The sequence below is a fragment of the Nonomuraea sp. B208 genome (assembly GCF_057536035.1).
The window spans coordinates 174,326-186,926 of sequence record NZ_BAAJOU010000023.1 but is presented as its reverse complement, the minus strand read 5'-3'; the positions used below and the strand labels follow the sequence as shown (position 1 = coordinate 186,926).

Below are 12,601 nucleotides of genomic sequence, written 5' to 3'. Positions count from 1 at the left end.
TCAGCTCGTGCCGGCCTTGGCCACCGCGGCGCCGATGCTCTCGGCCAGCTCGACGATGCGCGGCCCCCAGCGGGAGGCGATGTCGTCGTCGAGCTCGACGACCCGGTCGTTCTTCACGGCCGACAGCCCCGCCCAGCCGGGCCGCTTGGTCAGCGCCGCCTTGTCCTGCTTGCAGCACTTGACGTCGGCCAGGAAGATCAGGTCGGGGTCGGCCTGGGCGACGAACTCGGCCGACAGCTTCGGATAGCCGCCCGCCGCGTCGGGCGCCTGGTCGGCGATGTTGGTGAGGCCGAAGATCGAGTACACCTGGCCGATGAACGTCTGGGACGTGGCCGCGTACGGCGTCTGGTCGAGCTCGTGGTAGTAGGTGAGCTTCTTGTCCTTGGGGGCCTCGGCGGCCAGCTTGTCCATGGCCGCGCGCATGCCGGTGACGACCTCGTCGGCCTTGGCCTTGTTGCCGGTGGCCGCGCCGATCTCGGCGATCTCCTCGTACGCCTCGTCGAGCGTCTTCGCGGCCGGCTCCAGGAGCACGGGCACGCCGACCTTGCCGAGCGCGGCCACGACGTTGTCGAGGTCGTCGGACAGGACGACGAGGTCGGGCTTCTTGGCCACGATGGCCTCGACGTTCGGCTTGAAGCCGGACAGGTCCGTCTTCGGGGCCTCGGGCGGGAAGTTCGAGCGGTCGTCCACGGCGATGACCTGGGGGCCGGCGCCGACGGCGAACAGCGTCTCGGTGTGGCTGGCCGACAGCGAGACGATGCGCTCGGGCTTCTTGTCGATGGTGACCTTGCCGTTGCCCGCCTCGATCGTGACGGGGAACCCGTCACCGGCGGCGGACGCGGACGCGGAAGGGGCGGCGGGGGCGGGGGTGGCGGTGGTCCCGCTGTTCTGACCGCATCCGGCCAGCACCAGCGTTCCCAGCAGCGCGCCCGCGAAGACCGTGCGTACGGGCCTCACGAGATGTCCTTTCACACTGTCGGAACCGAGAGACCCGCGATGAGCGACGGATCACCCTTTTCCACGAGGGTTGATGGCGTCGGCGCAGCGGCAGGCGACCTGGCTATGACAGTTGCGGGACAGCGCCGGACTCGCACCGGACTTCGCTGCAGCACTGCGCGTCGGACAAACGTTATCAATGCCCCAAAGAACCGTAACGTCAAGGGTCAGCGGCGCAGCTGGGAGTCGGCGTCGGCGACGACCTGCTGCAGGCGGAGGCCGTGGGCGGCGTCGAGGGGGTGGCCGCCGCCCTCGCGCACCGTCCGCGCGAACTCCTCGGCAATCGCGTCGAGGGGATCGTCGTCGAACGGCAGCAGGACCGCGTTCCCCTTGCGGCCGTACACGGCGAACGTCGCGGGTGGCAGGTCGCCGACGGCCGCCATGGACAGCGACGCCTCCGACACGGCCCCGCCCTCGTGCTCCAGCAGCAGCCCGATCCACCCGAACGGGTCGCCGTGGGCGCGCACCCCCACCACGGGGCCGAGCGCGGCGTCCAGCAGGTCGACGACGTGCGGCCCGACGTCGAGCAGCGCGCCGCGCTCCAGCCGCCACGGCGTGGCGAAGGGATGGTCGCCGAGCAGCGCGCCGGAGATGTTCGCGGCGTGCCCGCCGAACGGCTGAATCTCGCCGCACCTGGCGAGGAACGTCCGGGTCTGTACGGCATAGCGCAGGGTCAGCACCATCTGGCTGGCCACGCCCGCCTCCGCCACGGCGTCGGCCAGCCGCCGCGCCCCGTCGAGCGAATCGGCGAGCGGCTTCTCCAGCAGCAGCGCCTTGCCGGCGCGGGCGGCCCGGACGGCCAGCTCGGCCTGCACGCCGGGCGGGACGCAGAACGCCACCGCCTCGCAGTGGTCGAACAGCTCCTCGATCCGCTCGTACACGGGGGCGCCCAGCTCGGCCGCCGCCTCGGGACGCCGCGCCCAGACGCCCGCGAGCCGCGTGTGCGGGCCCTTGGCCAGCATCGGCGCGTGCGCCATCCTCGCCCACGGTCCCGCGCCCACGAGCCCGACCGCCACCGGCTCCATGAAGACCCCTTTCACGCCCAGAGCACCGGACGTCCCCCTGCCCCACATCCTGACGTACGCACTTCTCAAGCGGGTGCCGCAGATATCCGCTCTCTTATTTTCGATTTCGCGAGTCGCCAAAAAATCGGTAGCACCAGCATGGGCCTATGCGTTTGGAAGCAACTCCCCGTCCCTACACCTGAAGCGCTGGAGCCCCATCCCCAGTTGGACGCCTATTTCTTCCATCTCTAAGGGACCAGACGCGAGGATGTGGACTACATCCTGGGGACCTTCCAGTCGGAAATCGGCGGCCTCAAGAACAACGAGATCGCAAAGTACGACACCTACCGCACCAAGGACCTTATTCTCCCCGAGATCGACCGCATGACGGTCTGCGGCCTCAAACTCGAGATGCCCTTGGTCGATGGCGAGAATTACACCTCAACGCTGAATCCTCCGCCCGGCCATGGTCCCGCCACCTCGCTAGAGGAGAGTCAGAGAGCGAGAGTTAGAAGAGAGCGTCGAACTCGCCCTTCTTCACGCCGCCAATGAATGCCTTCCACTCGTCGCAGGTGAAGAGCAGCTTGGGACCATCCGGATCCTTGCTGTCGCGGACGGCAATCATTTCAGGAAGGTTCATCGCGACCTCGACGCACTGGCCGCCGTTCCCCGAAGAGTAGGACGACTTCTGCCACACAGCGCAACTCAAGTCCATTCTCTCCTCACTTCCTCGATTATCTTGAGGGACTCGCGCTCAGGATACGCCCAGAGCCGGATCGCCTCATAGCGCTCCCAGATCGCGGCCACGATATCGGGATCTGCCGTGATCTGGGCCTGAGCCGGGGCGTCGGAGCTGATGACATCGGGCTGTCCATGCGGCAGTTTGGCGATCATGAACGGGCCGGCCATGCCTGGAAGGCAATCCGGATTGACGACCTGGATGAACACCGAGGGATGCGCCGCGATCTCCAGCAGGCGATCAAGCTGCTCACTCATCACCTCTGGCCCACCGACGCGCCGCCGCAGCACACCCGCGTCGAAGAGAACGGAAACCAGAGGCGGCTGGGCCCGATCGAGGATGCGCTGCCTGCGCATCCTCGCTTCCACGCGCTGCTCCACCTCTTCAGAAGTGGCCCGAGGTTCCATGAGAAAGATATGGCGGGCGTACGCCTCGGTCTGTAGAAGGCCAGGAACGAGCAGGGGATCCCACGAACGCAGCACGAGGAGGCTGGGCTCAATCTCCTCCGCCCAACTTCGGAACCAGGACGGACCACCCGGTTGGGCGACGATGCGCTCGTAGAGCTGGGCGAAGGAAACGCCCTCAGAAGCGCCAAAGAGCAGGTCCAGCCGTTCGGCGTCGGACCGTGACGGGGTGCGGTTCGCCTTCTCCAGTCTGCTGACCTGCGTCTGCGTACACCCGAGCCGGGCCGCCACCGCAGCCTGGGAGAGCTCCGCGGCCTCCCGCAGCCGCCGCATCTCCGCCCCGAAACGTACGCGCGGAGAGTCCGGGTTGATTGCCTGCACGACCTCCATGACATTTCCTCTCTTACTGGAGAAAACGGAAATCCTCGCAGAGTTGATGACTCCTTTAAACCACACCTGACCGGCTGCTGTCATTAGGCCTGCTGTCTTGGCCTGAAGAATCAGTCGCCCGCCCTGACACCGAGAAGGCACGCTGAACGCACACCTTCTCATCCAGCGCAGACGCAGAAGCCTGCCCACAACATTCACCCGGCCGGACGCAAATAGCCCGACACCACTATTCGCCGTCCGACCGTACCCACTGAAAGGCAGCCGGAAAGGCGGGAGCATGACAGAGCGCGAAGAGCACGAGAGATTCGGCCACCTGGCCCGGCTGGGCTGGGACCTGCGCGGCCTGGGCTACGACATTTCGCTGGTCATACCCGCGACCGGCTCGCCGGTCCTGCAGATGTGCACCAAGACCGGCGCCAGACTTCACATCACCGCCATCCGCCGATACTGCGGCTGGGTGTTCACCTGGCGGCCATGGTGGGCACGGCTGTGGCGGCGCGACAGATGGGTGGTGGCCCATGCCGACAATGCCGCCGCCATCATCGCCGCAGAGGTGAACATGTGAGAAGGCCCCTTCGTCATGACGCCACCGAAACGATATTCCGGAAAGCCTGCATATGACTGATTTCGCAGGAATCCACGCGACGAAAATAACTGTCCGCGAGGCCCACGACTGGGCGCTGCACGCATATGTAGAGCGGCCGACATGAGCACGCGGGATTTCCACAGCGCACACCTCAAACCAGCCAAGAACGGTCTCGCCAAGATCAGCTGGTCAGCCTCCACAGACAGGGTCGTGTCCATCAGGGTCAGAAGTCACACCTGCGACTGCGTCCCCACGTCATACGAGCTGTGCGAGGCGGCCGGCCTGGCCTTCATCCGCCGCACCGTACGCTCGCCCGCGAGCACCCACGTCAGCGAGAGCCCCTGGCTGCAAAGGGCAGCGGCGATCAAGCTCTGGACAGCCCTGCTGGAGGGGTGGGCCCGGTGAACACGCATGACCTTCCCGATCGAGGCGCGCGCCATGCGGTTGCGGGACATCTCGACGGCTCTCCGGGAGAGATCCTGCCAATGCTCGCTCCGTCCCCCGCACGAGACGGCAAGGAGGCAAGCTGGGACCTGCCCGCCGTACCAGAAGCGGTGGCCGCAGCGCGCCGGCTCGTGCGCGAGGCCCTCGCGGTGTGGGGCCTGTCCGCTCTGGCTGACGACCTGACCGTGGTCGTGTCGGAGGTCGTGACCAACGCGATCGTGCACGCGAAGTCCGCGGTGACCCTCTCCCTGCACCGGCAGGGCCGAAGCGTCCGGGGAGAGGTGGCCGACCACAGCCCCGTCTGGCCGACTCCGCTACCTGCGGGCCCGGCCGAGGAGCACGGACGCGGACTGGCGATCATCGCGGCCTACGCCGAGCGATGGGGTGTCGATCCGACGCCGGACGGCAAGATCGTCTGGTTCGTCGTGAGGGACGGATCAATTCCGTTTAGGTAGGGGTTTGTGCTGGTAGCGTCCGCCGAGGTGGCGGAGTGGGTCAAGGGGGCTGGGTCGGGTCGGCTGACGGATCTGGTGGGGCTCGGGGCGTTGATCCCGCACCAGGTGTGCGAGCACCGTTCCCGGCAGCGCGGAGTCATTAGGTTCGAATCCTGCAGGGCGCACACTGCCGGGGGCACTCATCTCGACCAGGCAATTCAGCCTCTGACCTGCAGTTTCTCAGCCGCAGGTCTTTTGCTTTCCAGACCCTCGGTATGCCGCGGAGAGCACCCGAATGCAGCCGTAGGACAGCGTTCTGGGGACATACAGGGGATGATCTTGCATGCATATCCCGAGGTCGCGGTTGAGCCGAGGACCACCGTCTGGACCTTGAAGGATCGCCGAGTTGGTCCGGGAGCTGTTCAGGGTGTCGTACACGCTGTCGGGGTAGATCTGCTGCGATGGCGGCCTCGGCCCCCTACGTCCGGCTCTCCCTGGCATGGCGGGCCGCCGCGCACGGCTCATGACTATGGGAGCTCAGCGTGTCGTCGACCTCGCCGACCACTCACTACCTCGGCTGGTGCAACCATCGCCGTCTGCACGCCGCCCGTGGACAATGGCCACCCGCTGAGTTCGGAGCCATCTCCTACCGCCGCAGCCACAACCTCGCCACGACAGCACAAACATATTAGGTAGCTATGCATCAAAACATGGACGGGTTCAATCGAACGTGTGTTTGAGGCTGAGCCGCCGTGTTCATGGCGAACAGATTGAGGGCTCCAACCTTGCTTGACCAAGTTCTACTCGGCCTCTCTCTTGCCATGCCAGCCCGCGGGCTCCAGCACGACGACACGATCGCTCGCCGAGCGTAGCCGATCATGTGCGGTGCGGCCAGGTCAGGGCATGCGGGCAGTTCAGCTCTCGCTTCGGACATGGTGCAATCCCGAACGATGTCCAGGTACGCACCAAACCGCCGCGCGTTTCTTTGATGTCGCTGAGTCCGCTCGCCGAGCCGCCCACCCCTCGAAATCCCTGGCCGCACGCCTCTTCCTTCCCCAGCGATGTAAGATCAGTCCTGTTTCGCCTGCGACCATAGTCTCGGGCGAGACAGGAACATTACTTGTGCTTTCCGTGGAGAGGCGGGAGATGCCTCGTCTTCAGGTACGCATCGAAGACACAATTAAGGTGGACAGTTATCAATTCATGCTTGTCGACCTAGACGGAGCCCCAGGGCAGCCGGAGGGAGCTGTGAGCTTCTCCGATCTGGTGGAAGCATCCGGCCCTGCCTCGTGGTTTGTCACCACAGCGAATCTGGCCATCGTCACGAGCGCGCACCATCGGCATGTGGCCGCTGTCGTCCTAGAGTTATGGGACGGCCAACCACCCGCCGATGAAGCTGAATGGACCAAGAATGCAACTTCCCATCTCTATGCAAGCTCTGGTCGAGTCCGTCTCGCACAGATCCTTGGTCGCCCTTCTGTGAATGTCATGAACCTGGGTCGCAGCGGCGGGACCTGGACTGTACATGCATGCCTTCGGCCAGGTCCGGGGGTGCGTGAGACAGCAGAAAAACCGCTCGAAGGCCTGGAATCGTTCCGTCTGCAGTTCTGGCCTTCGACGGACTGAAAGTTTGCGCCCGCCTCGGAGTACTGCTCTGTTCCGAGGCGGGCATGGGATGCGCGCGTTACGGGTTGATCAGTTTGCCGGACACGTCATACAGGCGGAGGAAGAACGGATCCTCGTCTAGGATACGGTCGTTGAAATAGAACCGGCCCAGCCCGGCGAGACTAGCCGCCGTCCCCCAATCCCGGTTCTCCTGCCGCGGAATTAGTTTGACGGAGATGTTCACGCCCGGATTGTACGTACAGCATTGATCATCAGGCTTATCTTTCTGCCATGAGACCCATGCGCCCTCGAACGTGCTGGCGAACGGAAACTCGTCGCACTCTTCGACGCTGGTATCCCATGGCACAGGATGCCTGCCGTTCCATGAGGAGGTATGGTCATATCCGCAGATGCGCTCCGAGCGATCCCGGTTCCGATCTATTCGATTCTCGTCCCAGTAATTCCGATGCACAGGAGAGCTCTTTGAGAATCCTGGGAATTTCTTTGGTGTCGTTAGCGGAACATGCTGTGGCCAGGTTTTTCCGATGACTGCCGCCGAGGCCGTGGGCGTCGTCAGGCTGGGCTGGAGGTAGGCCAGCGAGATGTGCTGGTAAGCGTTGGGAAAGACGGTCTGCTTGAGCATGATGGAGGGGACGAGATGGTCGAAAATGCACCCCTTCGGGTACCAGACGTTGGCGTCGAACGAGTCGCATCGAACGACTTGCTTCGGACCCAGGTTGTTCGATTTCTGCGGGTCGCCCGCCACGTCGAGCCGTATCTTGCTTACACAGTGGCCGATGGCTTCTCGGTTGTCCGGTCCTGGCATCCATCCCGAGTCGGACGATTCGAACTTGAAGGACACCTTCTTCCCCGGCCACCACCATTGATTTCCGGAATAGGCGAGCTGGAAGCCGCCGCCCGCTACTGGCTGGCACACCCGAGGATTCGGGTCGCCGGTCCCCACCATATCGATGATGAATACCGAGTTCTGCCATCTGGAGCCGGCGACCAGCATCTTTTGGACGTAGAGGTCGTATTCTATGGTACGGCTCCCCTGGAACGTTCGCCCGATCAGAACAATATCGAAATCCACCCGATTACCCGTAGGCCTTCCCCTGGAATCCACTCCCACGATCGACGGCTGATCGCTGATGCAGTAGGAAAAGTGGTTCTTGGTGAAGCCGGTCGGATTCTTGGCCGGTTTGTTTAGTCTAGGATTCGGCGCTTGGTACAGCGCCGTGGGATGACTCAGGCAGTCGCTGGGCGACGTGATTCGGTCGTAGTTGAAGTTATTCGCCGCGTTCGCATAGGCAGAGGTCCGTTCTGCGTCGGTTCGCTGGGCGCTGGTCGATGTCTCAGTCACATCCACGGTCAGGACGTGCCATCTGGACCAGATTCCACTCGCGCCCGACCCAGTAAGACGGGCCCGCCACCTGGCCTTCTCTCCGTCCCGCAGTCTGTCCTTGGGGACTTGGAGCGTTACCCGGGAATCTCCGGGCTTGGTGGCGGCCTGGCCTGTCCAGATCTGATGCTTGTCTTCGGCTGTCTGGTCCGTCTTGGCGAGCTTTCCCTTGCCGGGCTTGGCGAGCTTGCCCTTGCCGGACTGGCGGGCGATCTCCACCTCTACCTTGGCCTCGCCGTCGTGCCCAGTGGCCAGCCAGGTGGTCAGCTGCGGGGTGAGGGTGGAGGCGACGGTGACGCCGTCCACAGTACGGCTGCCGTCCACCGTCAGCTTCACGATGTCGGCGGCACCAATCCCCTGACGCTGGGCTACGCTGCTGGTGGCCGCAGCGGCGCCGATGGGGGTGTTCATGTCGGTCTGGATCTCGGCTGCGCTCTGGACCCGGTTGTAAACGCGTACCTCATCGATCAGGCCGCTGTAGAACTCACCCCAGGAAGAATTGCCGCCGATTCGCAGCACACCGGCGTCATCAACGACCTCGCCGACCACCGGCACCTGTCCGAGCTCGGTACCGTTGACATACACCACGGCCGTGGCGCCGTCGTAGGTCAAGGCCACATGGCTCCACTGATTCAGCGGCAGCGCCGTGCGGCTGCCAATGCCGGCGGTCTCCTCGGTGGTCTGCAGCCAGCCTCCCGGGCCGGAGGTCTCGGTGGAGGCATACAGACCGTAGGCACCGCCCCCGGCGCGCTCCTTCATCAGCACGGTACGCCACAGGCTGCCCAGCGCCGAGGGCCGTACCCAGGCCGACAGTGTCAGCGTGCTGGCCAGCCGCAGTGACGCGGCGTGCGGGACGGTGACCCAGCTGGTAACACCGTTGAACGACAGAGCGCCGCCATGCCGACCGGCCGCCCAGCTGGTATCCCTGGCTGCTCCGGTGTTGTTTTGCCCGGAGGAGTCGCCCACGGTGGTGCCGGTCGCTTCGTTCATGCCGTAGGCGGCCACCAGGCCCGGGTTCGCCGGCGGGGTCGTGACGGTGGCCGAGACCTCGTTGGAGGACGGGCTGAGGTTGCCGGCCGCATCGAAGGCGCGGACCCGGTAGTAGTAGGTTCCCGCGGCCAGCCCCGCCTCGGTGAACGTGGCGGTCGGCGACGAGCCGACCTGGTTCGCCTCCGAGGGGGTGAATCCCGGCGTCGGGGAGCGGTGGATCCGGTAGCCGTCCACACCCACGTTATCCGTCGAGGCCGTCCAGGTGAGCTGCGTGCTGCCGGAACCGCCGGTCGCGGCGAGCGAGCCGGGCACGCTCGGCGCCTGGGTGTCCGGCGTCGGCTGCCCACCGATCGGGGCGTTCATGTCGGCCTGGATCTGAGCCGCGGTCTGGGCGCGGTTGTAGATGCGCACCTCGTCGATCAGGCCGCGGAAGTACTCGTTCCAGGCGGCGTTGCCGCCGATCCGCAGCGGGCCGCCGTCGTCGTACAGGCTTCCAGTCAGCGCGGTCTGAGCGACTTGCCGGCCGTTGACGAACAACCGCAGAGCGGCGCCATCGTAGCTGAGCGCCACATGGCTCCAGGTGCCAACCGGCAGCAGCGAGGTGCCGTTAATGGTCGAGGAGGTCACCGGATCGGTCTGCACCCACCCGGACGGGGCCGACCCGTTGGAGGCGTACAGGGTGTAGGAGACTGCCTCGCTGCTCAATTCCTTGCCCACGACGGGGCTCCAGGCCGACACCGAGGCCGGGTTCACCCAGGCTGACAGTGTCATCCCGGCCGTCAACCGCAACGACGCGGCATCGGCGACATTGACCCGGCTGGAGGTGCCGTTGAACGAAAGCGCCTGGCCGTATTTGCCGTTGGCCCACGTGGTGCCGGTGCCGGTGCCGGTGTTGTTCTGTCCGGAGGAGTCGGTCACGCTCGTGCCCGTACCCTCGTTCATGCCGTAAGCCGCCACCAGCCCCGGAACCGGAGGCGGCGTGTCCACGCCCGTGATGAATGACCATGTATGGGCCGCCATCGTGTCGCCAAGTTCGTCCTTCGCGCCACTCACCTGCGCTGTGTATGTGGTCGTGGCGGTCCAGGGTGCAGTGGGCATAAAGGTGAGAACGAGGTTTGCCGGATCCATCGATGCAGAGCCGGGGACGGCGACACCCTGGGGATCCTTGACTACGATCTGCGCCTCGGTCACTGACCTGTTGAATGTAACGCGGACGGTGCTGTTCAGAGGCACATTTGTCGCGTCAGAGTCGGGGACTGTGGCGGTGACGTACGGGGGCAATTGTTCAGGGGGCGTCTCCGTCGGCAGCCGGTCGGGGTCCAGATCAGTTGCGATCTGCTCGTCGGTCAGGCCCTCCGGGACCGACATACTGTCCGGGTCTATCTCAAGGAAACCCTCCTGGGCCTGCGCTTCGGCGGTGGCCTGGCGCCGGTTCATGGCGGGTGGTGGTAGCTGAGTGTCAGTGACCTCGGTCCCATAGTCGCTCAGAACTTCATCTGTGATGGTCCCATCGGGGAGACCCCAGTACACCGCACTGTTCTCCCGCTCAGGTGGGGTGTACTCAATGAAGAGGACGGGGCCGCGGGGGGTGAAGGGGTAGGTGTCGTAGCCGCCATACTCGTAAGAGCGGTAGGTGCGCCAGTTCTGGGCCTCGGACTCGATCGGGGAGCCGAGGCGGATGCCGCGGTCGGGGACACCGTTCATCCAGCCCTGGACGATCTGCTCGATGGAGTAGTACAGCTCGCCCTCGCCCTCCGGGCAGTCCACGTCGTAGGCGCCCTTGTTGCCGACATGACCGTTGATCTCGGTAGAGGGCTGGTTGCTCCAGGTCAGCGACTGTATGCTCCAGTCGTCGGTGATCTGGCGCAGTTCAATACCGGGGTTGCCGGTGTCGCTGCAGTCATGTGAGTTGTAGTTGAAGAGCCGGAAATCGGCGTTGCTGACAGTGCCGCCCTCTAGCGGGGTGCCGCGGATGTTGAAGCGGAAATAGGCGCGGTGGGTCTGGGCGCCGCTGTGGGAGCGTCCGGCGTGCATCCAGGTGAGGGTGCTGTTGAGCTCTCCGTCCGGGCGGACCTGGCTGACGTGGGTGTCGCCGTCGATGCCGGTACCCACCCATTCTTCCGAGGCGGTCTCCACCGTGACGGGATAGGTAACGGCCGGGTCGGCCAGGAAGCCGGCGTCCGCAGTGAGAACCGCGGCATCCCCATCGACCCGGATAGCGGCCTGGCCGATCTTCCCTGTGTCGGGGTTGTTTGCCGCAGCGGCATCCGTCATAGGTGCGGCCGACACTTTGTCAATCTGCTTGCCCTCGCTGTCCAGCAGGGCGGGCTTGTTGCCGGTGCGGAATTTGGTGCCCTTGGGCAGGCGGACGGGGATGCGGAAGGTAAGGTCCTTGGCCGGGCGCTGGCGGATCACAATCTCCTGCCGGAACCCGCTCGGGGTGACGGTGATGACCAGGTCGCTGCCCGGGCCCGCAGCGTCTCGGTAGGTGGCGGTGTTGCCCTTGAGTTGGGGCTCGGGGAGCGTGACCGAGGCGGCGATGGAGGCGGGACCGCGCTCGCCGGTCAGCTTGACAAGGGTAGTGCCGCCACCGGCGGACAAGGTGATGTCGCCCTTGACCGCCTTCGGTTGGATGATGCCGTCCTTTTCGACCAGGGTAGTGTCGACCGGCTGCCAAGCGCCGTCCTTCTGGACACGGATCGGGGTGGTCGACAACTCGGCGCGCAGGGTCTTACCGTCAGGATTGGCGTAGTAGGTGGCTGTTTCCGAGCGCAGCGCCTCAATCTCGACGCGTTTGTTGTCCTTCTTGGCCTGTGCTAAAGCGGCGCCGGTCGGGCTGGTGGCGTCGGTGGCTTGAGGGGTGGGGGTGGGGGTGGGAGATTGTGTGGAGCCATGGGCGGTCGCGGGCGCGGCCATCAGCGAGATAGGCAACACCATCGCGGCGATCAGAGCGACGAGGCGGCGCGTCCGGGGAGATAAGCCAGACGCTGATCGTTGTGTTTTCACTCCAGCCTTTCGAATAGATTTACGCAAACAGAGCGATCGTTACATAAGCTGTACATAAAAGAAAGATCATCTTTGTAACGGGAAAGACCCCCTCCGCTGCAAATGCCCTGGTTAGGGGACGTTCACCTCGGCCTTGCGGATCTACCGGGGTGCCGTGCCCTCATTCCCGTCCGCGCTCAGCCCCACAGCGCTTATTGGCTGGATGTGCTCGGCCAACCCATGACAGCTGGCGTGCTTGGAGCATCCAGCGCAAACCGCTGGAGGTGACCGCGCTGTGCCCGGAGGGCAACCTGGTCAACTTGGCGAGACCGAGCGTCGTCGTGAATGGCAAGCCCACGGGCAACTGGTTCCAGCAGTGCATGACCAGACAGGGGATGGGGATGGTCCTGGACTCGGTGAGCGTGCCCAAGGGCGTAGAGCAGGTGACCATCACGTTCGACACCACCGAGGGGGGCTATTACCTGGATCACCGTCGCTCCAGTCACCAATGACCCAACGAGAACCAGGCCCGAGCAGCCGGCGAAAGCCCTATGCAGCCCGAGGATTCACTTGCTGTGGGGTCGTGATTCGGGCGGCGTTGCGCCAGGTGCGCGGCGACCTC

Annotated in this window: 9 protein-coding genes; 4 read left to right on the top strand and 5 right to left on the bottom strand. The window is 64.9% G+C overall.

The features are described 5' to 3' along the window. From AC27IY_RS24735 to AC27IY_RS24720, 4 genes are all read right to left on the bottom strand, one after another. The gene (locus tag AC27IY_RS24735; protein WP_344214394.1) at positions 1-957 is read right to left on the bottom strand and encodes an ABC transporter substrate-binding protein; all 957 of its coding nucleotides are present in this window, start codon (positions 955-957) and stop codon (positions 1-3) included. A 206-nt stretch (positions 958-1,163) separates the two neighbouring features. Next, positions 1,164-2,021, bottom strand: a complete 858-nt coding sequence (locus tag AC27IY_RS24730; protein WP_423444514.1) for a Gfo/Idh/MocA family protein — start codon at positions 2,019-2,021, stop codon at positions 1,164-1,166. 487 nt (positions 2,022-2,508) lie between these two features. After that, on the bottom strand, positions 2,509-2,715 hold the full coding sequence (locus AC27IY_RS24725; RefSeq protein WP_423444516.1) for a DUF397 domain-containing protein: 207 nt from the start codon (positions 2,713-2,715) through the stop codon (positions 2,509-2,511). Further along, positions 2,706-3,533: a helix-turn-helix domain-containing protein gene (locus tag AC27IY_RS24720; protein ID WP_423444518.1), complete on the bottom strand. Its 828-nt coding sequence runs from the start codon at positions 3,531-3,533 to the stop codon at positions 2,706-2,708. The genes AC27IY_RS24725 and AC27IY_RS24720 overlap by 10 nt, the downstream gene beginning before the upstream one ends. A 277-nt stretch (positions 3,534-3,810) precedes the next feature. Here AC27IY_RS24720 and AC27IY_RS24715 point away from each other — a divergent pair, with 277 nt between their 5' ends. The 3 genes from AC27IY_RS24715 to AC27IY_RS24705 all read left to right on the top strand — a co-directional run bounded on the left by AC27IY_RS24715 (position 3,811) and on the right by AC27IY_RS24705 (position 5,018). Continuing rightward, positions 3,811-4,098: a hypothetical protein gene (locus tag AC27IY_RS24715; RefSeq protein ID WP_423444520.1), complete on the top strand. Its 288-nt coding sequence runs from the start codon at positions 3,811-3,813 to the stop codon at positions 4,096-4,098. Positions 4,099-4,239: 141 nt separating this feature from the next. Continuing rightward, positions 4,240-4,524 carry a hypothetical protein gene (locus AC27IY_RS24710; protein WP_487179303.1) on the top strand — a complete coding sequence of 95 codons (285 nt, stop codon included), beginning with the start codon at positions 4,240-4,242 and terminating at the stop codon, positions 4,522-4,524. Then, a complete protein-coding gene (locus AC27IY_RS24705; protein WP_487179302.1) occupies positions 4,521-5,018 on the top strand; it encodes an ATP-binding protein in 498 nt (165 codons plus the stop codon). Before AC27IY_RS24710 ends, AC27IY_RS24705 begins: the two co-directional genes overlap by 4 nt. Positions 5,019-6,681: 1,663 nt before the next feature. Here AC27IY_RS24705 and AC27IY_RS24700 read toward each other — a convergent pair. Further along, positions 6,682-11,931: a LamG-like jellyroll fold domain-containing protein gene (locus tag AC27IY_RS24700; protein ID WP_423444526.1), complete on the bottom strand. Its 5,250-nt coding sequence runs from the start codon at positions 11,929-11,931 to the stop codon at positions 6,682-6,684. Between the two features lie 332 nt (positions 11,932-12,263). Between AC27IY_RS24700 and AC27IY_RS24695 the strand changes: the two genes are divergently transcribed. Continuing rightward, positions 12,264-12,491, top strand: a complete 228-nt coding sequence (locus AC27IY_RS24695; protein ID WP_423444528.1) for a hypothetical protein — start codon at positions 12,264-12,266, stop codon at positions 12,489-12,491. Positions 12,492-12,601: the final 110 nt, after the last annotated feature.